The organism is Rubrivirga aquatilis, assembly GCF_046845665.1.
GTDB lineage: Bacteria > Bacteroidota > Rhodothermia > Rhodothermales > Rubricoccaceae > Rubrivirga.
In genome coordinates this window covers 3,115,443-3,141,392 of sequence record NZ_CP177355.1, presented here as the reverse complement: position 1 = coordinate 3,141,392, position 25,950 = coordinate 3,115,443, and the positions used below count along the sequence as shown (strand labels likewise).

The following is a 25,950-nucleotide window of genomic DNA, read 5'->3' as shown; positions in this document are numbered from 1 at the left end:
CTTCCCGCCGTCCCCCCGTCTGCCGTGCCCCTCGCACCGCTCGCGCCGACCTCCGCGCCGGCCGCCCGACTCGCCTCCGCCCTCGACCGGGCCGCCCGCTCGTGGGACGGCCAGGGCGTGTTGCGCGTCGAGGTCCCCGCCGCCCCGGCCGATGCGCTGGCGTGGGCCGCCGCCCAGTCCGCCCCGACCGCCTACTGGCGGGGCCGCGGCGACGCCGAGGCTCGGGCCAGCACCGGCGCCGCGCTCGCCATCGACGCCGCGTCGCTCGACGCCGTCGACCCCGGGGTTCTCGACTCGCTGCCCCCGGACGCCCGGCTGACGGCGACGGCCCGGTTCGACGTGGCGGCCGAGGTGGGGGAGGAGTGGCGTCCGTTCGGCGCAGTCCGGCTGGTGTTGCCGCGCATCGAGTTCCGCTCCGACGGCGCGACCGCCGCGCTGGCGCTCCATCTCGCGCCCGGCGAGTCGCCGAGCGCCGCCGCCGCCGCGCTCGCGGCCGTCCGCACGCCGGCGCCCAACGCCGCCGGGCTGGCGCTGCCGTTTATGCGGCGCGACGACCCCGACCGCGCCGAGTGGGACCGGATGCTCCGCCGCGCGCTCGCCGCCATCGGGGCGGGCCGGCTCGACAAGGTGGTGCTCGCACGGCGCGCCCGCTACCTGTTCGACGAGCCCGTCGACGCGATCGCCCTCCTGCGCCAGCTCGAAGCCGCGACGCCGCGCTGCTACCACGCCCTCGTGGCGCCCCGGGGCACCGACGGCCCGACGTTTCTGACGGCCACGCCCGAGCGCCTGCTCCGCATCGACGGCCGCCAGCTCTCGACTGAGGCCGTCGCCGGGACGCGCCCGCGCGCCGAGGCCGACGCGGCCGACGACCGCTTGCGCGCCGAACTCCTCGACTCCGAGAAAGACCAGCGCGAGCACGCCTTCGTCGTCCGCGCGATCGTCGACGCGCTCGCGCCGCTGGCGGAGACGGTCGAGGCCGACGACCGCGCGGGGGCCATGACGCTGGCCCGGGGCCGCCACCTCCGGACGGGCATCCGCGCGACGCTGGCCGGCGGCGTCGGGCCGCTCGACGTGCTCCGCGCGTTGCACCCGACGCCCGCCGTCGGCGGAACGCCCGCGCCGGGCGCGCTCGACGCCATCGACCGCTTGGAGCCGTTCGACCGCGGCCTGTACGCCGGCCCCATCGGCTGGATCGGCCGCGACGCGGCCGGCGCGCTCGCCGCTGATCTCGCGGTCGGCATCCGCTCCGGCCTCGCCGACGGCCGCTCGCTGTCGCTGTACTCCGGCGCGGGCATCGTCGCCGGGTCGGACCCCGACGCCGAGTGGGCGGAGATCGAGCACAAGATCGGCGACTTCGCGCGTGTGCTCGGGCTCGACGCGCGGGCGGCGGCCTAGCCCGCCGCCGATCTTGCGACCGTGACGCACCTCACCGACGCTGCCAACACGAACCACCTCTGGGCGGCGCTGCTCGTCGAGGAGCTGATCCGGCAGGGCACGACGCTGTTCGTGGTCTGCCCGGGGAGCCGGAGCACGCCGCTTGCGGTCGCCGTCGCGAACAATCCGCGCGCCGAGGGGCTGGTGCATTGGGACGAGCGCGCCGCCGGGTTCGTCGCGCTGGGGTGGGGCCGGGCGACTGGACGGCCCGCGGCGGTCATCACGACGAGCGGGACGGCCGTCGCGAACCTGCTCCCCGCCGCCGTCGAGGCGGATGCGGACGGCGTGCCGCTGCTGCTGCTCACGGCCGACCGCCCGCCGGAGCTGCGCGAGACGGGCGCGAACCAGACCATCCGCCAGCCGCCCATCTTTCAGGACGTCGCCCGGTGGGCGCTCGACTGGCCCGTCCCGACGGCCGCCGTGCCCGCGCGCTGGGTGCTCTCGACGGCCGCGCACGCGGCCCAGCGCGCCCGCCTCGGACGTGGGCCGGTGCACCTCAACCTCCCGTTTCGCGAGCCGCTCGCGGCGGCGCCCGACGGCACCGACGCCGAGGCCTATCTCGCGGATGTGGGCCCGTGGGTTCGGTCCGGGGCGCCCTTCGCCCGCCCGCACGGTCCGGTCTGGAGGGCGCGGGTCGCGGGCGACGAACCGGGCGACACGCTCGTGGCCGGGTTGTGGAGCGCGGAGCGAGGGCTGGTCGTCCTGGGCCCGGGGGCCGACGGCACGGCGGCGGCGGCGCTCGCGGCCCGGCTCGGCTGGCCTCTCGTCGCCGACGTGCGGGCAGAGCGGCCCCTCGACGCCGAGTCGCTCGTCGCCCACGCCGACCTGTTGCTGGCGTCCCCGGCCGCGCTCGACGCGCTCCGACCGGACGCCATCGTGCATGTCGGCGACGGGCGGCTGACCTCGAAGCGACTCGCGCGCCTGCTGGCGACCGCGAAGCCCCAGGTCTACGTCCATCTCTCGCCGACGGTGGACCGGCGCGACCCCGACGGCCTCGTCACCGACCGCTTTGTCGGTCCCCCGACCGACCTTCTGGCCGCGCTCCAGGCGGCCGTCGAGGGCGGAGAGCCGTCGGGGCGGGGGAGCGGCTGGCGCGAGCGGTGGGCGGCGGCCGACCGGGCGGCGGGCGCCGTGCTCGCGGGTCTGCCCGACGACCTGTCCGAGATCGCCGTCGCCCGCGCCGCGACGGCGACGCGCTGGCGCACCGTCGTCGCCGCCTCGATGCCGATCCGGGACGTCGAGGCGTTCGTGGCGGCCGGGGAGGGGGTGGTCGCCAACCGGGGCGCGAGCGGGATCGACGGGACGGTCGCCACGGCGCACGGGCTCGCGCGTGGGCTCGGCGAGCCGGTCGTGCTGCTGATCGGCGACCTCGCCCTCCTGCACGACCAGACGAGCCTGGCGCTGCTCCGCGAGGGGCCGCCCGTCACGGTCGTCGTCGTCAACAACGACGGCGGCGGCATCTTCCACCGCTTGCCCGTCGCCGGCGGGCCGGGGGCGATCGAGCCCGACACGTTCGAGCGGATGTTCGGGACGCCGCACGGGCTGATGTTCCGAAACGCGGCCGCCCAGGTTGGGCTCGCGTACCACGCGCCCGAGACGCTGGCAGCCTTCCGCGAGGCGCTCGCGCACGCCACGGCCTCCCCGACCTCGACGCTCATCGAGGTCCGCACCGACCGCGCCGAGCAGACCGCCCTCCGCGCCCGGGTCGAGGCGGATGTCGCCGCCGCCGTCGACGCGGCGCTGGCGTGAGGGCCCCGCTCGTCCTGCTCCACGGGTTCCTGGGCCGGGGGGCCGACTGGGACGCCGTCCGCGAGCACCTGCCCGTGAGGGGAGACGTGCTTGCGCCGGACCTCCCCGGACACGGTGCCCGCGCGGACGCCAGCCCCGATGACACCACGATGGACGCCGAGGCCGACCGGCTCGTCGCCGGCCTCGACGGCCCCGCCGACTGGGTGGGCTATTCGCTCGGCGGCCGGCTGGCGCTACACCTCGCGGTCCGCCACCCCAAGGCCGTGCGCCGGCTCGTGCTCGTGTCCGCCTCCCCCGGTTTGCGCTCCGAGACCGAGCGCGCCGCGCGCCGCGCGACCGACGCGAGCCGGGCCGCCAGCCTCCTCCGCGACTTCCCGGCCTTCGTCGACGCGTGGTACCGGATGCCGCTGTTCGCGCTCCCCGAGCCCCTGCGCCGGCGGCTCACCGCCGACCGGCTCGCGCACAACGACCCGGCCGGGCTGGCGCGGTCGCTGGAGGGGATGGGGACGGGCGCGCAGCCCTCGCACTGGGCCGCGCTCGACGGAATCTCTGCCCCCACGCTCGCCGTAGCAGGCGCCCGCGACGCCAAGTTCGTCGCGCTCGCCGCGGCGATGGCGGCCGCCCCGGCCATCCGCGCCGCGACGGTCCCCGAGTCCGCCCACCTCCTTCCCGCAGAGCGGCCCGCCGCGCTCGCCTCGCTCCTCCGAACCCACCTCGATTGATGGCCGACCCGCAGACGCACCACACCACCGACCGCCCCACCGTCTCCGGCCCCTTCGAGTGGGTCTCCGTCGGCGACTTCGAGGACATCGTCTACGAGAAGGGCGCCCCGGGCACCGACACCGCCGGCATCGCGCGCGTGACGATCAACCGCCCCGAGGTCCGCAACGCGTTCCGCCCGACGACGGTGACCGAGATGATCGCCGCCATCGACGACGCCCGCGACGACCCGTCCATCGGCGTGTTCGTGATCACCGGCGCCGGCGACAAGGCGTTCTGCTCGGGCGGCGACCAGCGGATCCGCGGCGACCACGGCTACCGCGAGATCACCGACGGCAAGGAGACCGGCACGCAGCGGCTCAACGTCTTGGACTTCCAGACGCGCATCCGCAAGATGCCCAAGCCGGTCATCGCGGCCGTCAACGGCTGGGCCGTCGGCGGCGGCCATGTGCTCCACGTCGTCTGCGACCTGACCATCGCCAGCGACAACGCGCGGTTTATGCAGACCGGCCCGAAGGTCGGGAGCTTCGACGCGGGCTACGGCACGACGCACCTGGCGCGGATGGTGGGCCAGAAAAAGGCGCGCGAGATCTGGTTCCTGTGCCGCCCGTACTCGGCCGCCGAGGCGCTCGACATGGGGCTCGTCAACACCGTCGTGCCCCTCGCGGAGCTGGAGCGCGAGACCGTCCAGTGGTGCCGCGAGATCCTGGCCAACTCGAACCTCGCCATCCGCATGATCAAGGCCGCCGCGAACGCCGACGAGGACGGCGGCGCCGGGCTCCAGGAGCTGGCGGGCCACGCGACGATGCTCTTCTACATGACCGAGGAGGGCCAAGAGGGCAAGAACGCCTACCTCGACCGCCGCGCCCCCGACTTCGACGCCGACGGCTACCGGCCGTAGCGCTCGGCGCCGGGAGCGTGCCTACGTTCCGGGCCCTCCGCCCCACGATATGCTATCCGTTCCTTTCGCGACCGGCGACGTCCACGGCGGCTTGTCCGAGGGCCGGGGCTCGATCCACGTCGAGGGCGACGAGGTCGTGATCGAGGTGCAGGTCAAGGTCCTCGGCATGTTCGACCGCGGCGCCCAGTCGTTCCGATTCGAGCTGACCGACCTCGAGGAGGTCCGCCACAAGCGCGGCTGGTTCGGCGACACGCTGACGCTGCGCACGCGGCCGATGGACCTGGTGAGCCGCGTGCCCGGCGCGAGTGAGGGCTGCCTGGCCCTCAAGGTCAAGCGCCGCAACCGCGACGCCCTCGACGCGCTCCTCGACCGGTTCGACCTGTGGATGACATAGCGACGGCGCCGCCCCGCTGGCGGCTGTGGCTCGAGGCCGCCCGGCCCAAGACGCTGACCGCCGCCGCGGCGCCCGTGATCGTCGGTGTCGCGCTCGCGGCCGAGGCCGGGCAGTTCCACGCTGGGGCGGCGCTGTGTGCGCTCGCGGGCGCGCTATTTATTCAGATCGGGACGAACTACGCCAACGACGCCGAGGACTTCGTGCGCGGCGCCGACACCGCCGACCGCAAGGGCCCGCGCCGAGCGACGGCCGCCGGGCTCGTGTCGCCGGGCCAGATGCGCGCTGCCGCCGCCGTCGCCTTCGGGCTGGCGTTCGCCTCGGGCGCCTACCTCATCGTCCGGGGCGGGTGGCCGATCCTGGCGCTCGGGCTGGTCTCCATCGCGAGCGGCTACGCGTACACGAAGGGCCGCTACGCGCTCGCGTACACCGGCCTCGCGGACCTCTTCGTGCTCGTCTTTTTCGGGCCGGTCGCCGTCGCGGGGACGTACTACGTGCAGGCGCTGAGCCTGCCCGGCTGGGTGCCCGTCGCCGGGCTCGGGCCGGGCTTTCTGGCGACGGCCATCCTGCTGGCGAACAACGTCCGCGACGTCGAGGAGGACCGCGTCGCCAACAAGCGAACGTTGGTGGTCCGGTTCGGGCGCGCGTTCGGGGTCCGGCTCTACACACACGCCATCTCCGGCGCCGTCGTTGTGCCGGCCGCGCTGGCGCTCGTCGCTCGCGACCACCTCGGCATCCTGGCCGCCTCGGCGCTGGCGGCGCTCGCGGGGCGCCGCTACGCGAGCACGCTGGCGACGACGACGGACCCCGCCGTGCTCAACCCGCTGCTCGGGAAAACCGCCCGGCTGCTCTTCGCCTACTCCGTCGTCTTCGCCCTTGGCTGGCTCCTGACCTAGCGCCGCCGATGACGATCGCCGACTTCCGCCTCGTCCCCTACGCGCTCCCGCTGAGGGAGCCGGTCGCGTGGGGCGGGCAGACGCACGCGCAGCGGCTTGGGGTGCTCGTCCGGCTGGAGGGCGCCGACGGGGCCGTGGGCTGGGGCGAGGCGGCGCCCCTGCCCGGGTTCAGCGATGAGTCGCTCGACGAGGTTCGGACCGAGCTTGCGTCCTTGGCGGAGGTGCTGCGGGGCCGCGTGCTGTCGCCTGCCGAGGCGCTTTTGGGCGGGTCCGTGGCGACGGCGCTCGACGCCTCCGGGCTCTCGCCCTCCGCCCGGTTCGGCCTCGACCTGGCGCTGGCGGAGCTTGCCGCTCAAGAACTCGGCCGCACGCTCCCGCAAGCGCTCCACCCGGACCCGGCCGTCGTGCTGCCCCTCAACGGACTCGTGATGGGAACGGGGGGCAATGCGGTCGCCTCCGCGCGGCGGCTGGGCGAATGGGGCTACGCCGCCGTCAAGCTCAAGGTCGGCCGCCAGCCCGTCGATGCCGACCTCGCGCTTGTCGTGGCCGTGCGAGAGGTCCTCCCTGGGAAGGTGGCCCTGCGGCTCGACGCGAACCGCGCGTGGGGCTGGGACGACGCGGTCCGCTTTGCCGACGGCGTTCGCGGCCTCGCGCTCGACTACGTCGAAGAGCCGCTGGCGGACGCGAGCCGCCTCCCCGAGCTGTGGCACGACACCGGCCTCTCCGTCGCCGTCGACGAGTCGGTGCAGGAGGGCGTCCCGATCCGGGGCTGGGCGACGGCGGCGGTCCTCAAGCCAACGCTGGTCGGCGGCATCGGGGCGGCAATCCGGCTGGCGACCGAGGCCCGGCTCGTCGGCGTGCGCCCGGTGCTGAGCGCGGCGTTCGAGAGCGGGGTCGGCCTGCGCGGCATCGCGGCGCTGGCGGCGGCGACGGGCGCCGAGCCCGCCGGCCTCGACACGTACCGTTGGCTCGCCGCCGACGTGCTCGGCCCGCTGCCCTTCGACCGGCCCCGCGTCGACGTGGCGGCCCTCTTTTCGACTCCGCCGGAGGTCGCGCTCCCGTGACGCTCCCGGACCCGGTTCGTCAGCAGGCCGACGCCCGGCCGGGGGCGCCTGCGCTGCTCACGCCGTCCACGACGTGGACGTGGGCCGACCTCGACCGGCGTGTGGTCGCCGCGGCCCGCGCACTCGTCGGGCGCGAGCGGGTCGCCGTGCGGGCGGAGACCTCGCCCGAGCTTGTCGTCCTCGTGCTGGCGGCGCTCCGCGCCGGGACGCTTCTCGCTCCGCTGTCGACCCGGTGGGCCGCGCCAACCGTCGCCGAGGCGCTGGCACGCTTGGGGCTGGACCTTCTCTATACCGATGCCTCCGTCGACGGCGTCACGCAAGCCCCGCTGGCGGACCTGCTGGCGACCGCTTGGCCCGATGGGGAACGGGTGGCCGACATTCCCTTCGACCGGCCGTTCACCGTCGTCCACACCTCCGGCTCGACGGGGGCGCCGAAGGCGGTGCTGCACACGATCGGCAATCACGTGTGGAGCGCGCGCGGCGTGATCGAACGGATGGGCGTCGATGAGGATTGCCGGTGGCTGCTCGACCTGCCGCTGTACCACGTCGGCGGCCTGGGCGTGGTCGTCCGGTGCGCGCTCGCGGGCGCGGCCCTCGTGCTCCCCGACGGCGCGTCGACGCCCGACGCGATCGGGACTCTCCGCCCCACGCACGCCTCGTTCGTGGCCACACAGCTCGACCGGCTCCTCGATGCGGACGCGGATCTGTCCTCGCTCCGCGCCGTGCTGCTCGGCGGGAGCGCCATCCCGGCCCGCCTGCTCGACCGTGCAGTCGCGTCGGGCGTCCCGGTCACCACGTCGTACGGGATGACGGAGGCGACGGCGACCATCACCGCGACCGTTCCGGGCACCGACCGCCCAGCGCTCGCGACGTCCGGCCCGCCGCTTGCGCACCGCCGCGTCCGGGTCGCCAGCGACGGTGAGATCAGAGTTGCTGGTCCGACCGTCGCAGGGACGTGGGGACCCGACGGCCCCGAGCCGCCGCCGGAGTGGCTCGCGACGGGCGACCTCGGCTACCTAGACGCTGCCGGGCGACTTGTCGTCACCGGGCGGGCGGACTTGCAGTTCGTGTCGGGCGGGGAGAACGTGCGTCCCGAGCGAATCGAGGCCGCGCTCGCGGCGCTGCCCGGTGTGGCGCAAGCGGTCGTGGTCCCGGTCCCCGACCGCACCTTCGGGGCGCGGCCGGTCGCGTTCGTGCGCACCGCAGACGGCGCGGCGCCCGACGGTCCCTCGCTTGCGACGGCGCTCCGCGAGCGGCTGGCGGGCTTCGAGGTACCCGTCGCGTTCCACGCCTGGCGCGGCGCCGAGGGCCTAAAGCCGAACCGCCCGGCGCTCACGCGGGAAGCGGAGCGCCGGGCGGCGGAGTCGCAGAGCAAGGGCTGAGCCCCGCGTCCGCTAGAGGACGTCGTTGCGGTAGTCTTCGACCGTGGCCGTGTCGCGCAAGCCCTGGAGCCAAGACTGGAGCACGCGCTGGCGCTTGCGCTGGAGGAGCGAGGCCGCGAGCTGCTGGCGGGCCTGGGCGGTCAGCTCGCCGTCGGTGCCACCGCGCAGGGCCGTCGTGCGGACCACGAAGGCCGCCTGGTCGCCTTCGATGACGCCGCTCCGCTGGCCCGGGCGTAGCCCGAACGCGGCGCCGACGGCGCGCGGCTCGACGCCGTAGCCGGGGATGACGGCCGACTGCATCGACAGGTCGGCGACGGTCTCGACCGTCGCGCTGACGGCGGAGGCGATGGACTGGAGCGACGCGCCGCCCTGGACGGCCGCGCGAAGCGCGGCGGCCTGGACCTCACGCTTGCGCTCGGTCAGCACGGCCGCCTCGACCTGGCCACGGACGTCCTCGAAGGGCGCCGGGCCGGCCTCGTTGCGGTCGACCAGACGGGCCACGATAAAGCGGTCGCCGGCGTCGAACGGGTCCGACACTTGGCCCTCGTCGGCACCACGGAGGAAGCGGAAAAAGTCGCGGCCCAGGTCGAGGCCGGGGATGGCGCCCTGGCCTTCCTGTACCTGAACGGGCGTCGGGGCGATGCCGCGCTCGGAGGCTTCCTCGGCGAAGTCGCGGCCTTCCAGCTCGATGAACGCGGCGAAATCCTCGGCCTCGCCGAGCACGCGCGCAAAGTCAGCCTCAACCGGCCGCGCGATCTGGACGAGCTCGACCTCCGAGCTGGCCCGGCCCTCGACGCGGACGAGGTGATGGCCAAACTGCGTCTCGATCGGCCCGATTACCTGACCTTGGGGCGCGGCGAAGGCGGCCTCCTCGAACTCGGTGACCATGGCGCCGCGGCCGAAGTACCCGAGGTCGCCGCCCACGTCCTTGTTGCTCGGGTCGGTCGAGTACTGACGTGCGGCGGCGGCAAACGAGACGTCGCCCGCGACGATCCGGTCGCGGACCTCGAGGGCGCGGGCCCGGTCGGTCGGTGCGAACAGGATGTGGCGGGCCCGGATCGCCTCGGAGTCTCCAGCGCGGACGCCGGTGATCTTGGCGAGGTACGCCTGCCCGTCGGCGACGATCGGCCCGACGACGCGGCCCTCGGTGAGGTCCGAGTAGACGGCGGTCGCGAGGTTGGCGGCGAGGTCGCCCGCCCCGACGAAGGCGGGGTCGACGGCGGCGCCGAACGAGTTGCGGCGGGCAAAGGCGATCGGGTCCGGGGCCGATCGGAAGCCACGCACGAGCGCGGCCAGCTCCTCCGTCGCCCGGGTCGAGTCGGTGCCCGTGGGGGCCTTCTCGAAGCCGACGTACTCGATGGAGTAGCTCGCCTCGCGCTCGTAGTCGTCGCGGTTGGCGCGGTAGTAGGCCTGGAGGTCCCGGTCGGACACCTGGACCTGAGCGTCGGGCACGGCGGCATAGCGCAGGGCGACGATCTCGGCGGAGGCGCGCCGCGTCTGGCGCACGAACTCGGCCTGGATCTCGGCCGGCGTCACGCGTGTCGTGGCCGTGATGAGGGCGGAGAGCTTGGCCTGGCGCCGGTTGCGGCGGACCTGCTCCTCGATGGCCTGGAGTTGCTCCGCGAACTGCGGGTCCTCCACGACCTGCTGGAGCGCGACGCGGTCGACGCCGCCGTTGCCGTCAGGGAAGACCTGCGCGATCAGCGCGTCCGGGTTCGGACCGGTGATCAGGTCGAACACCTCGTCGTCGGTGACCTCGACGCCAAGCCGGTCCATTTCGCGCTCGATGAGCGCGTTGTCGACCAGGCTCTCGAAGACCTGGTCCTCGACCTGCCGCTGGAGGGCGCCGGACACGTCGAGGCCTTGGGCCTGGTACGCGTCCAGCTGTTGTTCGACGGCGCGGCTGTAGAGCTCGCCTTCGAGGTCGATGCCGTCGACCTCGCCGATGGTGCGGCCGTCGCGGCCCATGCCGACCGAGTCGAAGGCGCCGGAATCCTGGAGCGCCCAGAGGCCGCCGAAGGCGACCACCAAGATGCCGACCAAAAGGCCGCCAGCTCGCTCTCGAATGCTGTTCATCACTCCTGCCATGTCGCTCCGCCTCCGCGGGGTCTTTCGTGCAAGTCGGCCGGGCGCCGTGCCCGAACCACGACGGGCCGGCAGCGATGCCGGCCCGGTGGAGCGCGAAGATACGGGGACGCCCCGGTGGGGCCGTGGGGAAAATCAGCGGAGTCTGCGGAGACAGGTCCACAGATGGAGGCCTCCAACCCCGCATCCGTCGGAGATCCAAGGCGGGAGGGCTGGCCGTGACGCCTGCCAACGGCTCGCGTACTGCGAACGCCTTCGCGAGTGGAGCGCAAACAAACAGTGGGCCGGAGCGGGGGTTACGGCCCCCGGCTCCAGCCCACCGCTCTCTCTCTCCCTCGCGGGAGTCGGGTGCCGGGCCTAGGCGGCCACGGCGTGATCGGCCATGCGGCCCCGCAGCGTGCGGAGCGTCTTGGACAGGATCTGGGAGATGCGCGCCTCGGTCAGGTGGAACTCGACCGCGATCTCGCGCAGCGTGAGCCCCTCGAAGAAGTAGAGGTGGACGATCCGCTGCTCGCGCTCCGGAAGCCGCTCCACGAGCGCACCGACGAAGTCGTACATCGAGCGGCGCTCCGTGTGGGCGTCCGCGTGCTCCACGTCGAGGGCCGGGATCGTGTCGATGGGCGACGGCCGGTCGGTGCCCTGGCCGTCGAAGAGCGAGAGCGCGAAGCGCTGCTGGGCGTCGCCCAGGAGGCGGTTGTAGGAACGGACCGAGACGCCGAGACGGTCGGCGACCTGGGCGGCGCGGGGCTCGTCGCCGAGCTCTTGCTGCAGGGTCTGCGCGGTCCGGTTGGCCTCGGCGACGCGGCGGCGCCGGTCCCGGCTCAGGCAGTCGATGGTGCGCAGGAAGTCGACGAGGGAGCCGCGGATGCGGCCGTAGGCGAACGAGGCGAACGGCGTGCCTCGCGAGGGGTCGTAGCTGCCCAGGGCCTGAAGCATCCCGAGCATCCCGGCGTTCTCGAGGTCGGAGTACGACGCGAGCGGGTGGTCGGGGAGAGTCACGCGGCGAGCGAGCGAACGGACGAGCGGGAGCGCGGCGACCGCGACGGCCCGGGCGTAGTCGTCGGCGCGGGGCCCGTTGGCATCGCGCTCGGCGACGTAGCGCTCGACGGCCGGCTGTAGGGGAGAGGTCATAGAGGTACCGAGAGGTCGGCGTCAGGCGGGGCGCCGGGCGGCTCCGAACACGGCGACTGCGGCCACGGCGAGCCCGGCCGCAGCCAGGGCGAGCGCCTCGGCGCCGGGCGTTCTCGCGGCGAGCGCGAGCAGGCCCAGGGCGGCAGCGGAGCGGAGTGGGTCGGTGAGCACGGGACGGGTGGTGGGGCGACGTCGAGCCCTTCCGCAAGCCGGGTGCCACTCTCCGCGCCCTCGGCCCGCGCGCCAGCCGCGCCGGCCCCAATCCTTGCACAACGCCTCCAGATGGAACGCCTGCGCCCCTCTGGCGCCGGTGTGATGCCTCTCGGGTCGTGCCCGTCGCCCGTATCGTCCTCCACGGCCCCGGCCGTAATCAACCGCGTCCCGGGGTACGGAAACGTAACGGGGCCGGTAGAATCCCAGCCGCGCGTCACGATTCCACCCGGTCGCGAGCAGACTCCGCGCGGAGCACAGAGGCGTGTTCAGGCGCCCGTGCCCCGGTCCCGGCTCAGGTGACGGGTCCGCCCTCGTCGGCCGCCGCGATGTCCAGATACGCGCCCGTCTGCAGCCCTTCGCCGAGCACCTCCATGAGCCGGTCCACGTCCTCCAGGGTGTTCCAAACGAACGGTGCGACGCGGAGGACCTCGTTCCGCCGGGCGTCGGCGTAGACGTCGTGGGCCTTTAGGTAGCGGACCATCCGGTCGGCCTCGGGCACCGCCAGCACGATCATCGCGCCCCGCCGCTCGGGCGCCAGCGGCGACCGCACGGTCAGGCCTAGCGCGGCGGCCCGGTCGAGCGCGCGCTGCCCCTTCGCGAGTGTGTCGGCGCGGACGGCGGCGATGCCGGCGTCGAGCAGTACGCGCAGGCCCTCGACGGCGTGGTACATCGAGGCCACAGCGGTCGTGCCCGCCAGAAAGCGGCGGCGCACGTCGGGGTGATCGGCGGGGGCGGGGCGGAAACCGAACGGGTCGGCATCGGCGAACCACCCCGCCAGCCGGGGCCGGAGATCGACGCCGGGACGCACCCAGAGATACGCGTTGCCCGTCGAGCCGCAGGCCTCCTTCAACAGGCCGCCGACGTACACGTCCGCGCCGATGGCGTCCACGTCGACCGGGAGCGAGGCCGTGGCGTGGTAGCCGTCGATGGCGACGTGGGCGCCGTGCCGGTGGGCGGCGTCGGCGATGGCGCGGAGGGACTCGGTCGCGAGCACTTCGCCCGTCGCGAACCCGACGTGCGAGATCATCACCCAGGCCGTGCGGTCGGTGATCGCGCCGAGGACCGCCTCCACGTCGACCGACCCGCTGGCACCGAGGGGCACCTCGACCGGGCGGAACGCCCGCAAGCCGGCCCAGCGCTGGACCGAGTGGCGAACGGACGGGAATTCCCCCTCGGTGAGCACGACCTCGTCGCGGTCCCCGGCGAACGGCTCGTCGCACGAGAGCAGGCACTGGATGGACCAGTGCACATTCGGCTGCAGGATGCAGGTGCCCGGCGCGGCGGACAGGAGCGGCGCGACGTACGCATCGGCCAAGTCCACGGGGAGCGCCCACCAGCCGGTCTCGTGGCCGAGCCCCCATCGGTCCGGGACTCGGTTCCAGGCGTCGACGCCGCGCTCAGCCCAGTCGGTGCAGAACCCGGCCATCAGGTCCGGGACCGTCCGGGGCATCAGCCCGTGCGTGAAGGCCCGCAGCTCGACGGCCGGGGCGGGGGGGACGACGAAGTGGTCGCGGAGGTCGAGCACGATCGGTTGGGGCAGGCCGGGGGGTGGGAGCCCTCTACCCGCGATCCGCGCCCCCCGATCCGTCACGCGGAAGTCCGAGGGTACAAGATCCTCGGCACCCGCTGGCGCTAATCCCCTTCGCCCACAAGCCGGCCGATGATGTCGACGCCCGAGATGCCCTCGGCTTCGGCGTTGAAATTGGTCACGATGCGGTGGCGCAAGACGGGCACGGCGATCCGGTCGACGTCGGCCGCGAGCGGGGTCAGGCGTCCGTCCAGGAGCGCGAGTGCCTTCGCGCCGAGCACGAGGTACTGGCTGGCGCGGGGGCCGGCGCCGTACGAGAGGTACTGCGAGACGTAGGCCGGCGTGCCGTCGCGGTCGGGCCGGGTGCGCGCCACGAGCCGGACCGCGTGCTCGACGACGTGGTCGGCCACGGGCGCGTTGCGGACGAGCGCCTGGAATGCGGCCAAGTCCTCCGACGACAGCACGGGCGAGATCGTCTGCGTCGCGCCCGACGTGGTCGCCTTGACGACGGCGACCTCGTCGGCGAAAGGCGGGTAGTCCAGCCACAGGTTGAGCATGAACCGGTCGAGCTGGGCCTCGGGCAAGGGGTAGGTGCCCTCCTGCTCGATCGGGTTCTGGGTCGCCAGCACGAAAAAGGGCTTGGGCAACTCGAACGTGTCGCCGGCCGCGGTGACGTGCCCCTCCTGCATGGCCTCCAGCAGCGCGGCCTGCGTCTTGGGCGGCGTCCGGTTGATCTCGTCCGCCAGCACTACGTTCGCGAACACGGGGCCCTGCACAAAGCGGAACGCGCGGCGCCCCGTCGCCGGGTCCTCCTCGACGATCTCCGTGCCGGTGATGTCGCTCGGCATCAGGTCCGGCGTGAACTGGATCCGGCGGAACGACAGGTCGAGCGCCTCGGCGAGCGTGTGGACGAGCAGCGTCTTGGCCAGGCCAGGGACGCCGACCAGGAGGGCGTGGCCCCGCGCCAGCAGGGCCACGACGAGCCCCTCGACAGCCTCCTCCTGGCCGACGACGACCCGGCCCACCTCGGCCTTGAGCCGCCGGTACGCCTCGTCGAGGGCGGAGACAGCGGACGGGTCGGTCGGGTCGATGGGCATCGGCGCAAGCAGGGGACGGGAGGGCGAGTCTACGAGCGGTCGACGGGAGGCACGGGCGCCACTCGCGCCCGCTCGGCCGGACCCGTGCGCGCTACCCGCCCGCTTGCAGCGGCTGGTACTCGTCGGCGCGGATGTCGACGTAGACCTTGCGGCGCAAGTCGCCGATCCAGTCCTGCAGCACGGCCTGCTGCTTCTCCTGGAGCGCGTACTGGCTCAGCAGCTGGTAGTCGTCGGCGACCGCGAGCGGGTGGGGCGGCGTCTTCTTCTGGAGCAGCACGATGTGGTAGGCGCGCGTGCCCGTCGCGTCGGCGAGCTGGACCTCGGCGGGCATCGAGACCTCACCGACGTCGAGCGTGTCGAGCGTCGCCTGCCACAGCGGGCCGAGCCCTTCGGTCGACAGATCGCGTTGGCGGGTGTTCGGGACCGAGACGTAGCCGCCGCGCGGGGCGCTGGCGGGGTCCTGGGAGTGGCGCCGGGCGAGCGCCTCGAACGGCGTGCCCGCCTGGATCGAGTCGCGCAGGACGGTGAGCAACTCCTTGGCGGCCTCGGCCTCCGCCTCGCCCGCCTCGATCTGCAGGAGCACGTGGTTGAACGAGATCTGGTTGCCCTCGCGCGCGTTGACGCGCATAAAGTGGTACCCAAAGGGCGTCTCGAAGACCGGCGTGATGGTGCCGATCTCGGACGACGACGCGGCGGCCTGGAAGCGCGGCTCGAGGTCGCTCAGGCGGAGGGTCGTGTAGAGCCCGCCGTTCTGCGTCGAGTCGCGGTTCGTGTTGCCGGGGTCGGTGCTCCAGCGGTCAGCGATCTCTTCGAAGGTGGCCTGTCCCGCAAGCACCGAGTCGCGCAAGGCGTCGGCCGTCGCGCGGATGGCCAGCCGCCCGGCCTCATCGGTCTGCGGCAGGCGCACGATGTGGGCCACGCGGACCAGCTCTGGCACCTCGGGCCGCTCGGCGACCGGGATCTTTTCGAACCACGCCCGGACCTCGCCGGGCGTGATCGTGACCTCACGGACGCGGCGGCCCTGGTAGCGCTGGAGCAAGATCTCGTCGCGCACGTCGTCGCGGACCGAGACCCGGATCTCCTCCATGCCCCGGCCATACGCGGCCTCCAGCGCGGCCTCGCCGCCGACCTGCGCCGCCAGCTGCGCGAGCCGGGCGTTCACCTGCTGCGCCACCTGGTCGTCGGTGACGTTGAGCGTCGTGTCCTGCCGAGCGCGGGCGATGACGATGCGCTGGTCGACGAGGCGGTCGAGCGCGCGGCTCCACAGGTCCGGCGGGGCTTGCTGGCCCTGGGTCGTCTGGGCGACGAGCGCGTCGACCTCCGAGTACAGGATGATCTGCTCGCCGACCACGGCGGCGATGCCGTCGAGGCGCTGGCCGGGGGAGACGGGCTGGGCCGCCGCGGCGACGGCGAGGAGCGGGACGAGGAACAGCAGTCGACGCATGGGGAGGGGATCGGGTCGGGCGAAAGGACGGACGCGATGGCGTCGTATTGCCCGCAGACGAGGGGAAGAAGCGGTGACGAGCGCGCGCTAGCCGTCGAGGTCGCCGCGTGCGCGGGCCTCCGAGCGCAGGCGCTGGATGAGGCGCGAGTGGGCGTCGCGGCGGGCCTGGACGGCGAGCCGCTCGGCCAGCTCGGCCCGGATGAGGCGGAACGGCGGGATGGTCCCGGCCGGCTCGCGGTCGACGACCTGCACGAGGTGGATGGCGCCGCCGGTCTGGACCACGGCGACCGCGGGACCCGGGGGCATCGCGGAGACCCGGTCGCCGAGCGTCTCGTCGAGCGCGCGCAGGCGGCCCTCGGGGACGTACTCGGCCGCGAACGCGGCGGCGCGGACAGGGTCGAGGGCGTACTCGCGGGCGGCGAGGGCGAACAGCGAGTCGGGGACAGAGGACGTGACGGCGCGGGCGACCGACGCCTGCGCTTCGTCGACGCGGGTCGGGTCCGCCAGCCGCAGGTGCCGGAGGCGGACGTAGGGCTCGCGCAGGGCGAGGGCCTCGCGGTGGGCCTGGTAGTAGGCGTCGAGCTCGGCCTCGGACGGCTCGGCGCTGGCCGAGACGAACAACGCCTCGATGGCGGCCGCTTCGAGGGCCGCCCGCTCCGCCTCGGCCACGCGGCGCCGGACGACAGGGTCGCGGTCGAGCCCCTGCCGCCGCGCTTCCTGTACCAGCAGCTCGCGCCGAGTCCACTGGGCCGCCGCCAGCTCGACTGCGCGGACACTGTCGGGGCCGGTCGCGCCAGCGATGGCATCGCCGAGGTCGCCCGTCGTGAGCGTCGCGTCACCAATGCGGGCGACGACCGGGCCCTCCCCCGGGGCGGGCGCGGCCGAGCGGTCCCCACAGCCCACGGCGACGGCCGCGACGAGGGCGACCGCCAATACGGAGCGGAGTGGGGACGCGGGCCTCATTCGTCGGCGCCGACGAGGGCCGGCTGGCCGGTCCGCCGAGCCTCCCGGGGGACCGACGACTCGGCCGGGACGCGCTCGGGGTAGACGTGGGCATTGTAGCGGGCACGCAAGCGGGTCTCCCAGGCGTCCTCGACCACGTCCTGGTAGCCCGTGATGACCTCGGCTCGCGACTCGTCGAACGTCTTGGTGCGGGGCGGCTCGATGGCGTCGAGCCGGTAGAGGACCCGCTGGGAGCGGTCGAGGGAGACCTCGCTGCGCTCGCCGACCTCGAGCGCCAGCACGGCGTCGAGGGGGGAGCCCGAGGAGTCGGCGACGAAGACCGTGTCGAGGCGGAGGACGCTGCGCGACATGAACTCGGCCCGGGCTTCGAGCGCCTCCGACGGCGTCATGCCCGCGTCGAGGTCGACGGCGACGCGGCGGAGGAGCGAGTCGGAGGTGGACCGGAAGGCGAGCACGCGGCGGCGCTCGGGCCACCGGAAGGCCCCCGGGCGCGAGTCGTAGTAGGCGCGGAGCCCGGCGTTGTCGTTGCGAGCGGGCGTCCAGACGCTGTCCTCGGCCACGCGGAAGAGCAGCACGCCATCGGCGTAGCTCCGGAAGACGCGGGCGAATTCGGGGTCGCGCTCCTCGAGCCGCGCGACGGCCTGCTCGACGGCCCGCTCGTCGACGAACGCGCGCGCGGCCTCGATCATCTCGCCCGCCGGGTGCGGCCCGTAGCGCATCCGCGCCAGCAGCGGCGCCAGCTCCGAGAGCGTGAACGTGGAGTCGCCGACCGTTGCGAACGTCTCCTCGCCAAGCCGGCCGAACCCGTCGCGGGCGACGTAAAGGAGCAGCGAGTCCGCCGGGTACTGCTCGACGGCCCGGCGAACCAGGGCCTCGTCGTAGCTCCCGCCCTCCTCCTCGATGTACTCGCGGCCGACGGCCTGGCGGCGGACGGCGGTGCGCGGGAGGCGCAGCGCCAGCTCACGGAGCTCGTCGTAGGCCTCGTCGAAGCTGGGCCGGTCGGCGACCTCGGTGAGCTGGATCAGGTGGATGCCGAACCGGGTCTCGACGGGGCCGGACAGGTCGCCGGCGTTCTCCAGCGCGAAGGCGGCTTCCTCGAACGGGGGCACCATCTGGCGGCGGCCGAAGACGCCCAGGTCGCCGCCCTTGGCGCCGGAGCCGGGGTCATCGGAGAACTCCCGCGCCAGCGCGGCAAAGTCCTCGCCGGCCTCGATCCGGTCCCTAAGGCCCAGGATGACCGTGCGGGCCGAGTCGACGGACACCGTCTCGTCGGTGCGGATCAGGATGTGGCGCGCGCGGATCTCCTCCTTGGCCGGCTGGCGGTCGGTCGGCTTCACGAGGTGGACGCCGAACCGGGTGCGGACGGGCTCGGAGACCTCGCCGATGGGCGTCGCGTAAACGGCGTTCTCGAAGTCGAGCACCGTGCGGCCGCCGGTGATAAAGCCGAGTGCGCCTCGGTTCTGCGGCGCCGTCGGGTCTTCAGAGTAGCGGAAGGCGGCCTCGTCGAAGGCGATGAGCCCGGCGTTGATGGAGTCGCGGAGGGCGCTGGCGCGGGCGAAGGTGGCCGCCGTGTCCGGCGCGGCCGGGCTCAGCAGGAACAGGATGTGGGAGACCTCGACGCGCTCGGCCTGTTTGTCGTAGATGTCGCGGACGATGCCCGTCAGCACGCGGCGGTCGGTGAAGTAGGGGCCGGCGAGTTGGTCGCGGTAGTCGGCCACTTCGGCCACGTAGGCGGAGTCGTCGGCGTAGCCGGCCTCGCGGGCGGCGAGCACCTTGAGGCGGAAGTCGACGTAGCGGTCGAGGAAGTCGAGGCGGCGCTCGATCGGCGTCCGGACCGAGTCCTCGACGGTGCCGTCGGCGGCCGTGTAGGCGCGGTCGAACTCGAGGAGCGACAGGGTGTCGGCGGTCCAGGTCGCGACGATCGGCGTGCCGTCGGGCCCGATCATCGGGGCCTCGGTGGCCGGGCGGGACCCGCCGCACGCGGCGAGCGTGGCGGCGACGAGCGTGAGCAGGGCGAGACGGATCGGGGACATCGCGAGGGCGGGGGGGAAAGCGTCAGAGCCGCCGAAGCTAACCGGGGCCGGGTGCGGGACCGTCCAAGGCAGCGCGAAATGCGCGGGATAGGGAAGAGGGAAGGGGCAAGGGGGACTGGGGGAGGATGGAGGAGCGGCCGGCCGGCTCGCGGCCCCCGGCCCGCTTTCGAGAGACGCCAGCAGGTCGCTTGGATCTGTCCCTTCCCCCTTCCCCTCGAGAAAGTGCGAACGTCGAGCAACGATCCGTTGGCTGGCGTGTCTCGTCCTGTGAGACCCCGCCACGACCTGCCATGCCTCCTGACGACCCGGCCCTGATCGACGCGTTCCGCCAGGGCGACGAGTTCGCGTTCGTCGCGCTCTACGACCGCTACAAGGGCGCCGTCTACGGGTACTGCGCCAAGATGCTGCTCGACAAGACGGCGGCGGAGGACCTGTTGCAGGAGACGTTCGCTCGCGCCTACGAGCACCGGGGCCGCCTGCTCAACACGACCTCGTTCAAGGCGTGGCTGTTCACGATTGCGCGCAACCAATGCCTCAACGCGCTCCGCAAGCGGGGGCGAGAGGTCGGGTTCGAGCCCGACGCGCCGGAGCCGACCTCGCCCGGGGTCACGCCGTTCGGGCACCTGCTCCGGAGCGAGCAGGCCGCACTCGTCTCGCGCACCCTCGACGCGCTCTCCCCGTCGTATCGCGAGGTGGTGGTGCTCCGCGAGTACCAGAACCTGAGCTACGCCGAGATCGCGGCCGTCACCAAGTCGACCGTGTCGGCCGTCAAGAGCCGTCTGTTCAAGGCGCGGCGCGAGATCGGCGCCACGCTCCGCCCGCTCCTCCACCCCGACGAGGCGCCGGGACCTGCGGTGGTCCCCGTCCCAAGCGCCTCCCTCTCGTGATGACGACTGCGATTCCCTGCTCCGACGACGCGGAGGTCCTTCTCAACGAGTACGTCGACGGCGAGCTCGACCGGGCGCTGCAGCCCGCGCTGTTCTCGCACCTGGCCGACTGCGCGGGGTGCCGGGCCCAGTTCGACGCCCTGCTGGCGTTCCGGCTGGCGGCCCGCCAAGAGCCCCTCGCGGTCCCGGCCTCGGCCGACACGGCCCTCTTCGCGCGGCTCGACCAGATGCGCCGGCAGTCGCGGCGAGCGCCGGACCGCGCCGCCGAGCGCGCACCTCTCGGCGGCGCGCTGCGCCGCCGCGTGTCCGTCGGCGCGTTGCTCGCGGTCGCCGGCCTGGCGGTCGCCATCGGCACCGTGTTGTCGCCGTCGCCGGCCGTCGCTGAGGCGCCGGAACGCGTGGTGGAGGCGGTGCTGGCAGACGGGACGCTGTACGTGATCGACCCGGGCGTGACCGTCGAGGCCGAACGGGAGTAGGGCGGCGGGGTCGGCAGCGGGGCCCGATCAGCCGAACTGGCCCGTGACGTAGGCCTCCGTCCGCGCCTCCGTCGGCGACAGGAACACGTGCTCCGTCGGCCCGACCTCGACCACGCGGCCGGCGTCCATGAACGCCGTCCGGTCGCTCACGCGGCGGGCCTGCTGCATGTTGTGCGTCACGATCACGACCGTGTAGCGGTCGGCGAGGGCCCGGACGGTCTCCTCGATGAGCGCCGACGCCCGGGGGTCGAGCGCGCTCGTCGGCTCGTCCATCAGGAGCACGGCCGGCTCGACGGCGAGCGCCCGCGCGATGCAGAGCCGCTGCTGCTGGCCGCCCGAGAGCCCGTACGCCGACGTGTGGAGCCGGTCCTTGACCTCGTCGAACAGGGCCGCCTGCCGGAGCGCCTCCTCGACGCGGTCGTCGAGGTCGCCGTCGAGCCCGTTGACCCGCGCGCCCCACGCCACGTTCTCGAAGATGCTCTTGGGGAACGGGTTCGGCGCCTGGAACACCATCCCGATGTGGCGCCGGACGAGCGCCGGGTCGGCCGCGCCGTAGACCGACTGGCCGTCGACGCGGACGTCGCCCTCCGTCCGCGTGCCGGGCGTGAGCTCGTGGATCCGGTTCATCGCCCGGAGGAGCGTGCTCTTGCCCGAGCCCGACGCCCCGATCATCGCGAGGACGGTCCGCTCGGGGACGTCGAGCGAGACGGCGTGGAGCGCCTGGGTGGCGCCGTACCACACCGAGAGGTCGCGGACCTCCAGCGCGGAACGGGCCTCGACCGCCTCGGCGCGAACGGCGGCGGGGCGGGGGAGGACGGTGGGGGGCATGGGACGGGGCGGGAGGGCGGTGGTCGTGGACATGGGGGGAGAGGTCAGCGGGCCGTCCGGCGCTCGGCGCGGTCGCGGAGCCAGAGGGCGAGCCCGTTCATCACGAGGAGGACGGCGAGGAGCACGAGGATGCCGGCCGCGGCGAGGCCGCGGAACTCGTCCTGCGGCCGCGACGCCCAGTTGTAGATCTGGACCGGGAGCGCGGAGAAGGCGTCGAGCGGCGTCGCCGGGAGGAAGGCCAGGAACGTGGCCGCGCCGACGACGAGGATCGGGGCCGTCTCGCCGATGGCGCGGCTGAGCGCCAGGATCACGCCCGTCAGCGCGCCGGGCGCCGCGAGGGGCAGCAGGTGCGCACGGACGACCTGCCAGCGCGTGGCGCCGAGCGCGTAGGCACTCTCGCGGACGCCCTTGGGGATCGACCGGAGCGCCTCCTGGGTCGCGATCACGATGACGGGGAGGACGAGGAGCGCAAGCGTGATCCCACCGGCCAAGAAGCTGGCCCCGAGCCCGAGCACGCGCACGAACACGGCCAGCCCGAGGACCCCGTAGATCACGCTCGGCACGCCGGCGAGGTTGGCGATGTTGACCGAGACGAGATCCAGACCCCGTCCCGGGCGGGCGTACTCCTCGAGGTAGACGGCCGCCCCGACGCCGATCGGCACGGCGACGGTGGCCGTCACGAGCATCAGCCAGAACGTCCCGACGAGCGCCGCCTTCAGCCCGGCCCGCTCGGCGATCCGCGACGGGTACTCGGTCAGCAGGTCGGCGCTGAGCCACGGGAGCCCGTCGACCAAGACCTGCCCGAGGAGCGCCGCCAGCGTCCCGAGGCCGACGGCCACGGCCGCCAGCGACAGTCCGCGCAACACGCGCCCCCGGCGCTGCCGACGGGCGAGCGCGGGCGACGGCGCGGTGAGATCGAACGAGAGAGCGGTCACAGTCGTGGTGCGTGGTGGGTAGGTCGGCGTGCCGTGGGCCTCGGGCGGGACTAGGCCCGCTCGGCGAAGCGGCGGACGACCCGTTGGGCGCCGACGTTCATCGCGAGCGTGATCAGGAACAGCAAGAGGCCGACGGCGAACAGGCTCTGGAAGACGGCCGAGCCCTGGGCCGCGTCGCCCAGCGTCGCGTTGACGATGAACGAGGTCATGGTGAGGACGCTCTCGCGGGGGTCGAGCGTGAGCGCGGGCGTGGCGCCGGCCGCCAGCACCACGATCATGGTCTCGCCGACGGCCCGGCCCAGCGACAGGATGAACGAGGCGACGATGCCACTGAGCGCCGCCGGGATCGTGACCTGCCAGACGACCTCGCCCTCGGTCGCGCCCAGCGCGTAGGCGCCCTCGGCGAGCCGCCGCGGGACGGCCCGGAGCGCGTCCTCGGACAGCGACGCCACGAGCGGCAGGATCATCACGCCGACGACGAGCCCGGCCGAGAGCGCGTTGTAGACGCCCAGCCCGGGGATGACGGCCTGGAGGAGGGGCGTCACGAAGGTCAGCGCGAAGTAGCCGTAGACGACCGTCGGGATGCCGGCCAGCAGCTCGAGCGCGGGCTTGACGACGCGTCGGACCCCGGCGCTCGCGAACTGGCTCACGTAGACGGCCGCCAGCAGCCCGAGCGGGAGCGCCACGACGGCCGCGATGACGGTGATGAGGACAGTCCCGGCCACGAGCGGCCAGACCCCGAACTGGCCGCCGACGAAGAGCGGCGTCCACTCGGTCGCGGTGAGGAACTCGACGGGCGAGACCTGCCGGAAGAACCCGACGGTCTCCCAGACGAGGACGGCCACGATGCCGAGCGTCGTCGCGACGGTGACGAGGGCGCAGGCGGCGAGGAGCCCGCCGACGGTCCGCTCGCGAGCGCTCTTCGAGACGGTCCCTTCAAAGGAGGGCGCGCGCGGGGCCGACGGGGCGGCGGCGCGCGAGGGGAGGGTGCTCATCGAGCGGCGACGCGGACGGGCGCTGCGGCCTCCCGGAGCACCTCCACCACCTGCGTGCCGACGCGGCCGGCGAACACGCTCCCCGTCGACCGGGTGCGGTAGCGCTCGGTGGTGAGCCGGTAGCCCTCGTCGCTCAGCGGCACGGCCCCGACCTCGGTCGCGAGCGGCCCCGCCATGGCGAGGAAGAACCGGACGTAGGCGTCGAGCGCCGGATTCCGGTCGGCCTCGGCGGCATTGACGTAGACGAACTCGATGCGGGCCAGCGGCGCGTACGCGCCGGACTGGACGGTCTCGGGCGTCGGGACCACGCACCCGTCGCCGCTGTCGACGCCGAGGAGCTTGAGGCGGTCCGGGTTCTCCGACACGTAGGCGAGCCCGAAGAAGGCGAGCGAGCCCTCCTCGCCCGCGACGCCCTGGACCAGGACGTTGTCGGCCTCGGACGCCGTGTAGTCGGTCCGGCTGGCGCCCTCCTCGCCCGTGATCGCCTCGGTGAAGTAGTCGTAGGTGCCCGAGTCGGTGCCCGGCCCGTAGAGCGCGATCGGGACGGCGGGGAAGCCGGCGCGGACGTCGGCCCAGGTCTCGACCGCGGAGGTCGGCTCCCAGATCCGTCGGAGCTCGTCGGTGGTCAGGCACTCCACCCAGTCGCTGGCGGGGTGCGTCACGACGGCGATGCCGTCGTAGGCCACGGGGAGCTCGATGAACCGGACGCCCGCGGCGCCGAGCGCCTCGAGCTCCTCGCCCTTGACGACGCGGCTGGCGTTGGAGGCGTGGGTCTCGCCGCGCGCGAACTTGTCGAACCCACCGCCGGTCCCGCTCGCGCCGACCGTGATGCGGACGCCGCCATGGTCGCGCATGAACTCCTCGGCGACGGCTTCGGCGAGGGGGAAGACCGTCGAGGAGCCGTCGACGGTAACGGCGCCGGCGAGGCCGGTGGGGTCGGCGTCCTCGCAGCCGGCGCAGCCGGCGATCACGAGGAGCGGGAAGAGGGCGAGGTGTCGCATGGCCCTCAAACTCCTCGTGTGCCCCGTGCGGTTCGCCTCCGGATGTTACCAATGCGTAACATTGAGGCGGGGCCTCGTGGGATTCTGAACGGGCACTTTTGCGGCCCCGAGTGGCCCGCGCTTCGTGCTCTCTTCTCGGGGCTCGGGGCGTGCAGCAGCCCCCGCGCCCTCTCGCGGGCGCGCCGCCGCCCGCCGCTCGGCCGCCGGCCCCCGCTTTTCCGCAAGCCTCACCGTCGGCCGGGGCGGGGCGGGATAGGTTGGGATCCCCCCTCCGACCGTCCGCATGTCCGCCCCCGCCCGCGTCCGTTTCGCCCCCTCGCCCACCGGCCTGCTCCACATCGGCGGGCTCCGCACGGCGCTCTACAACTGGCTGCTCGCGCGGCAGACCGGCGGGACGTTCGTGCTCCGCATCGAGGACACCGACCGCTCGCGGTTCGTGCCCGAGGCCGAGCAGGACATTCTCGACGGGCTTGCGTGGGCCGGCCTGACCGTCGACGAGGGCCCGACGCAGGGCGGCGACGCCGGCCCGTACCGGCAGTCGGAGCGGCGGGCGCTGTATGACGAGGCCGCGCAGCGGCTGCTCGACGAGGGGCACGCCTACATCGCCTTCGACACGCCGGACGAGATCGAGGCGATGAAGGAGCGCCACCGCTCGGACGCGAATCCGAGCCCGCGATACGACCTCGCGACCCGGGGCGAGATGGTCAACTCCCTGACGCTCGACGCCGACGAGACCGCGCGGCGGCTAGCGGCGGGCGACGAGCACGTCGTGCGGCTGTTGGTGCCCGAGGGCGAGACGATCACGTTCGAGGACGCCGTCCGCGGCGAGGTCGCTTTCGACACCACGGAGGTGGACGACCAGGTGCTCGTCAAGAGCGACGGGATGCCGACGTACCACCTCGCCAACGTCGTCGACGACCACGCGATGGGGATCACCGACGTGATCCGCGGCGAGGAGTGGCTGTCGTCGGTGCCCAAGCACCTCCTGATGTACGCCGCGCTCGGGTGGGAGGCGCCCCGGCTGGCGCACCTCCCGCTGATCCTGTCGCCCACGGGCGGCAAGCTCTCGAAGCGCTCGGCGGACCGGCTGGGGATTCCGGTCTCGGTGTCGCAGTACCGCGAGGCGGGCTACGAGCCCGAGGCCGTCGTCAACTTCCTGGCGCTGCTGGGCTGGAACCCGGGCGACGACCGCGAGCTGTTCGACCTCGCCGGGCTGGCGCAGGCGTTCGACGTGGCGCGGATCGGGCGGAGCGGCGTCCAGTTCTCGATCGACAAGCTGGACTGGTTCAACGGCCAGCACGTGCGCGCGCTGGCGCCGGAAGAGATCGCTGCGCGCGCGCGCCCGGCGGTTGAGGCGGCCGTGGGGCCAGTCGACGAGGGCACGCTGGTTGCGGCGGCGGCGCTGCTGCGGGAGCGGCTGGCGAAGGTGGGCGACCTCGCCGAGGCGACGTACCTGTTCCAGGACCCGGTGACGTACGACGCGGGGGGCCTCAAAAAGCGGTGGAAGGAGGACAGCGCGGCGCTCGTCGCGGCGTACGCGGACCGGCTCGCGGCGGCCGACACCTTTACCGTCGAGAGCACCGAGGCGGCGATGCGCCAGCTGGCCGAGGACGAGGGCGTCGGCTTCGGGCGGATCGTGCACCCCGTGCGGCTGGCGGCGACCGGCACGTCGGTCGGGGCCGGGCTGTTCGAGACGCTGGTGCTCATCGGGCGCGACGCCGTCGTGCGGCGCCTGCGGCGGGCGGCGGCCGAGGCGGACGGGCAAAAATCGGAGCAGGCGGGGTAGGAGAGGGTGGT

At 73.8% G+C, this 25,950-nt stretch carries 23 protein-coding genes; 11 read left to right on the top strand and 12 right to left on the bottom strand.

What is annotated here, in order from left to right:
• Window positions 1-24 precede the first annotated feature (24 nt).
• Genes ACLII4_RS13870 through ACLII4_RS13835 form a run of 8 tightly spaced genes read left to right on the top strand, consistent with a single transcriptional unit; the run spans window position 25 to window position 8,537 of the window.
• Complete coding sequence (locus ACLII4_RS13870) at window positions 25-1,395, top strand: isochorismate synthase MenF (RefSeq protein ID WP_412067995.1); 1,371 nt, start codon at window positions 25-27, stop codon at window positions 1,393-1,395.
• Window positions 1,396-1,416: 21 nt separating this feature from the next.
• Window positions 1,417-3,183 carry a 2-succinyl-5-enolpyruvyl-6-hydroxy-3-cyclohexene-1-carboxylic-acid synthase gene (menD, locus tag ACLII4_RS13865; protein WP_412067994.1) on the top strand — a complete coding sequence of 589 codons (1,767 nt, stop codon included), beginning with the start codon at window positions 1,417-1,419 and terminating at the stop codon, window positions 3,181-3,183.
• Entirely contained in the window at window positions 3,180-3,905 is a 726-nt protein-coding gene (locus ACLII4_RS13860; protein WP_412067993.1) for an alpha/beta fold hydrolase, read from the top strand. The genes menD and ACLII4_RS13860 overlap by 4 nt, the downstream gene beginning before the upstream one ends.
• Window positions 3,905-4,804 carry a 1,4-dihydroxy-2-naphthoyl-CoA synthase gene (gene menB / locus ACLII4_RS13855; RefSeq protein ID WP_412067992.1) on the top strand — a complete coding sequence of 300 codons (900 nt, stop codon included), beginning with the start codon at window positions 3,905-3,907 and terminating at the stop codon, window positions 4,802-4,804. Before ACLII4_RS13860 ends, menB begins: the two co-directional genes overlap by 1 nt.
• Window positions 4,805-4,853: 49 nt before the next feature.
• On the top strand, window positions 4,854-5,198 hold the full coding sequence (locus tag ACLII4_RS13850; protein ID WP_412063555.1) for a hypothetical protein: 345 nt from the start codon (window positions 4,854-4,856) through the stop codon (window positions 5,196-5,198).
• Window positions 5,186-6,091, top strand: a complete 906-nt coding sequence (locus ACLII4_RS13845; protein ID WP_412067991.1) for a 1,4-dihydroxy-2-naphthoate polyprenyltransferase — start codon at window positions 5,186-5,188, stop codon at window positions 6,089-6,091. The genes ACLII4_RS13850 and ACLII4_RS13845 overlap by 13 nt, the downstream gene beginning before the upstream one ends.
• 8 nt (window positions 6,092-6,099) lie before the next feature.
• Complete coding sequence (gene menC / locus ACLII4_RS13840; RefSeq protein ID WP_412067990.1) at window positions 6,100-7,155, top strand: o-succinylbenzoate synthase; 1,056 nt, start codon at window positions 6,100-6,102, stop codon at window positions 7,153-7,155.
• Complete coding sequence (locus ACLII4_RS13835) at window positions 7,152-8,537, top strand: AMP-binding protein (protein WP_412067989.1); 1,386 nt, start codon at window positions 7,152-7,154, stop codon at window positions 8,535-8,537. The genes menC and ACLII4_RS13835 overlap by 4 nt, the downstream gene beginning before the upstream one ends.
• 12 nt (window positions 8,538-8,549) lie before the next feature.
• On the opposite strand, the gene ACLII4_RS13830 is transcribed toward ACLII4_RS13835, so the two are convergent.
• The 8 genes from ACLII4_RS13830 to ACLII4_RS13795 all read right to left on the bottom strand — a co-directional run bounded on the left by ACLII4_RS13830 (window position 8,550) and on the right by ACLII4_RS13795 (window position 19,031).
• The gene (locus ACLII4_RS13830; protein WP_412067988.1) at window positions 8,550-10,613 is read right to left on the bottom strand and encodes a peptidyl-prolyl cis-trans isomerase; all 2,064 of its coding nucleotides are present in this window, start codon (window positions 10,611-10,613) and stop codon (window positions 8,550-8,552) included.
• 366 nt (window positions 10,614-10,979) lie between these two features.
• A complete protein-coding gene (locus ACLII4_RS13825) occupies window positions 10,980-11,753 on the bottom strand; it encodes a sigma-70 family RNA polymerase sigma factor (protein ID WP_412067987.1) in 774 nt (257 codons plus the stop codon).
• 21 nt (window positions 11,754-11,774) lie between these two features.
• Window positions 11,775-11,924 (bottom strand): hypothetical protein, encoded by a 150-nt coding sequence (locus ACLII4_RS13820; protein ID WP_412067986.1) that lies wholly within the window; start codon window positions 11,922-11,924, stop codon window positions 11,775-11,777.
• 334 nt (window positions 11,925-12,258) lie between these two features.
• The gene (locus ACLII4_RS13815; RefSeq protein WP_412067985.1) at window positions 12,259-13,491 is read right to left on the bottom strand and encodes an aminotransferase class V-fold PLP-dependent enzyme; all 1,233 of its coding nucleotides are present in this window, start codon (window positions 13,489-13,491) and stop codon (window positions 12,259-12,261) included.
• Between the two features lie 107 nt (window positions 13,492-13,598).
• Entirely contained in the window at window positions 13,599-14,591 is a 993-nt protein-coding gene (locus ACLII4_RS13810) for an AAA family ATPase (protein ID WP_412067984.1), read from the bottom strand.
• A gap of 91 nt (window positions 14,592-14,682) precedes the next feature.
• Window positions 14,683-16,035, bottom strand: coding sequence for a peptidylprolyl isomerase (locus ACLII4_RS13805; protein ID WP_412067983.1), 1,353 nt, complete (start codon window positions 16,033-16,035; stop codon window positions 14,683-14,685).
• 87 nt (window positions 16,036-16,122) lie between these two features.
• Window positions 16,123-16,998 carry a peptidyl-prolyl cis-trans isomerase gene (locus ACLII4_RS13800; protein WP_412067982.1) on the bottom strand — a complete coding sequence of 292 codons (876 nt, stop codon included), beginning with the start codon at window positions 16,996-16,998 and terminating at the stop codon, window positions 16,123-16,125.
• Window positions 16,995-19,031 carry a peptidylprolyl isomerase gene (locus ACLII4_RS13795; RefSeq protein ID WP_412067981.1) on the bottom strand — a complete coding sequence of 679 codons (2,037 nt, stop codon included), beginning with the start codon at window positions 19,029-19,031 and terminating at the stop codon, window positions 16,995-16,997. The genes ACLII4_RS13800 and ACLII4_RS13795 overlap by 4 nt, the downstream gene beginning before the upstream one ends.
• A gap of 290 nt (window positions 19,032-19,321) precedes the next feature.
• On the opposite strand from ACLII4_RS13795, the gene ACLII4_RS13790 reads away from it, so the two are divergent.
• Window positions 19,322-19,918, top strand: a complete 597-nt coding sequence (locus ACLII4_RS13790; RefSeq protein WP_412067980.1) for an RNA polymerase sigma factor — start codon at window positions 19,322-19,324, stop codon at window positions 19,916-19,918.
• Window positions 19,918-20,394: an anti-sigma factor family protein gene (locus ACLII4_RS13785; RefSeq protein ID WP_412067979.1), complete on the top strand. Its 477-nt coding sequence runs from the start codon at window positions 19,918-19,920 to the stop codon at window positions 20,392-20,394. Before ACLII4_RS13790 ends, ACLII4_RS13785 begins: the two co-directional genes overlap by 1 nt.
• Before the next feature lie 27 nt (window positions 20,395-20,421).
• On the opposite strand, the gene pstB is transcribed toward ACLII4_RS13785, so the two are convergent.
• From pstB to ACLII4_RS13765, 4 genes are read right to left on the bottom strand one after another with little or no spacing between them, the layout of a single operon-like run.
• Window positions 20,422-21,222, bottom strand: coding sequence for a phosphate ABC transporter ATP-binding protein PstB (pstB, locus tag ACLII4_RS13780; RefSeq protein WP_412067978.1), 801 nt, complete (start codon window positions 21,220-21,222; stop codon window positions 20,422-20,424).
• Window positions 21,223-21,266: 44 nt separating this feature from the next.
• Window positions 21,267-22,157: a phosphate ABC transporter permease PstA gene (gene pstA, locus ACLII4_RS13775; protein ID WP_412067977.1), complete on the bottom strand. Its 891-nt coding sequence runs from the start codon at window positions 22,155-22,157 to the stop codon at window positions 21,267-21,269.
• Between the two features lie 50 nt (window positions 22,158-22,207).
• Complete coding sequence (pstC, locus tag ACLII4_RS13770) at window positions 22,208-23,152, bottom strand: phosphate ABC transporter permease subunit PstC (protein WP_412067976.1); 945 nt, start codon at window positions 23,150-23,152, stop codon at window positions 22,208-22,210.
• Window positions 23,149-24,153 carry a PstS family phosphate ABC transporter substrate-binding protein gene (locus ACLII4_RS13765; protein ID WP_412067975.1) on the bottom strand — a complete coding sequence of 335 codons (1,005 nt, stop codon included), beginning with the start codon at window positions 24,151-24,153 and terminating at the stop codon, window positions 23,149-23,151. Before ACLII4_RS13765 ends, pstC begins: the two co-directional genes overlap by 4 nt.
• A gap of 283 nt (window positions 24,154-24,436) precedes the next feature.
• Here ACLII4_RS13765 and gltX point away from each other — a divergent pair, with 283 nt between their 5' ends.
• The gene (gene gltX, locus ACLII4_RS13760; protein WP_412067974.1) at window positions 24,437-25,939 is read left to right on the top strand and encodes a glutamate--tRNA ligase; all 1,503 of its coding nucleotides are present in this window, start codon (window positions 24,437-24,439) and stop codon (window positions 25,937-25,939) included.
• Window positions 25,940-25,950 lie beyond the last annotated feature (11 nt).

What these genes read in the sequence shown, in the direction of transcription:
- menB (WP_412067992.1), top strand. Translation starts at nt 3,905, where the DNA reads ATGGCCGACCCGCAGACGCACCACACCACCGACCGCCCCACCGTCTCC.
- ACLII4_RS13850 (WP_412063555.1), top strand. Translation starts at nt 4,854, where the DNA reads ATGCTATCCGTTCCTTTCGCGACCGGCGACGTCCACGGCGGCTTGTCC.
- menC (WP_412067990.1), top strand. Translation starts at nt 6,100, where the DNA reads ATGACGATCGCCGACTTCCGCCTCGTCCCCTACGCGCTCCCGCTGAGG.
- ACLII4_RS13830 (WP_412067988.1), bottom strand. Translation starts at nt 10,613, where the DNA reads ATGAACAGCATTCGAGAGCGAGCTGGCGGCCTTTTGGTCGGCATCTTG.
- ACLII4_RS13825 (WP_412067987.1), bottom strand. Translation starts at nt 11,753, where the DNA reads ATGACCTCTCCCCTACAGCCGGCCGTCGAGCGCTACGTCGCCGAGCGC.
- ACLII4_RS13810 (WP_412067984.1), bottom strand. Translation starts at nt 14,591, where the DNA reads ATGCCCATCGACCCGACCGACCCGTCCGCTGTCTCCGCCCTCGACGAG.
- ACLII4_RS13805 (WP_412067983.1), bottom strand. Translation starts at nt 16,035, where the DNA reads ATGCGTCGACTGCTGTTCCTCGTCCCGCTCCTCGCCGTCGCCGCGGCG.
- ACLII4_RS13800 (WP_412067982.1), bottom strand. Translation starts at nt 16,998, where the DNA reads ATGAGGCCCGCGTCCCCACTCCGCTCCGTATTGGCGGTCGCCCTCGTC.
- ACLII4_RS13795 (WP_412067981.1), bottom strand. Translation starts at nt 19,031, where the DNA reads ATGTCCCCGATCCGTCTCGCCCTGCTCACGCTCGTCGCCGCCACGCTC.
- ACLII4_RS13790 (WP_412067980.1), top strand. Translation starts at nt 19,322, where the DNA reads ATGCCTCCTGACGACCCGGCCCTGATCGACGCGTTCCGCCAGGGCGAC.
- ACLII4_RS13785 (WP_412067979.1), top strand. Translation starts at nt 19,918, where the DNA reads ATGACGACTGCGATTCCCTGCTCCGACGACGCGGAGGTCCTTCTCAAC.
- pstB (WP_412067978.1), bottom strand. Translation starts at nt 21,222, where the DNA reads ATGCCCCCCACCGTCCTCCCCCGCCCCGCCGCCGTTCGCGCCGAGGCG.
- pstC (WP_412067976.1), bottom strand. Translation starts at nt 23,152, where the DNA reads ATGAGCACCCTCCCCTCGCGCGCCGCCGCCCCGTCGGCCCCGCGCGCG.
- ACLII4_RS13765 (WP_412067975.1), bottom strand. Translation starts at nt 24,153, where the DNA reads ATGCGACACCTCGCCCTCTTCCCGCTCCTCGTGATCGCCGGCTGCGCC.
- gltX (WP_412067974.1), top strand. Translation starts at nt 24,437, where the DNA reads ATGTCCGCCCCCGCCCGCGTCCGTTTCGCCCCCTCGCCCACCGGCCTG.